The organism is Pseudomonas sp. 2995-1, from assembly GCF_002742505.1.
GTDB lineage: Bacteria > Pseudomonadota > Gammaproteobacteria > Pseudomonadales > Pseudomonadaceae > Aquipseudomonas > Aquipseudomonas sivasensis.
This window is the reverse complement of sequence record NZ_LJSA01000673.1, coordinates 1-240: the sequence shown is the minus strand read 5'-3', so window position 1 is coordinate 240 and position 240 is coordinate 1. Positions and strand designations below refer to the sequence as shown.

1 protein-coding gene is annotated in these 240 nt (G+C 38.8%); it reads left to right on the top strand.

Annotation, left to right across the window (positions count from 1 at the left end; translation table 11 throughout):
- The coding region (locus AOA61_RS31455) for a hypothetical protein (RefSeq protein ID WP_158234847.1) at positions 1–240 on the top strand (240 nt) is incomplete at both ends.

The following is a 240-nucleotide window of genomic DNA, read 5'->3' as shown; positions in this document are numbered from 1 at the left end:
TATATGATGCACATCAAGAAGTTGTACAAAACTATGACCAATTTGGTCCTGATAAAAATGGTACATTTACAAATGACCAGGGTGAGGAAGTTACCATTTCTTTCATGGAGCAGGCTGGCTCAATGCTCATAGATAATCGCTCTGGAGCAATTTTAAGTTTTGTAGGTGGGCGTGATTTTGAAAGGTCTCAGTATAACTTTGCAACACAAGGAAAGCGATCAACAGGATCAACAATGAAAC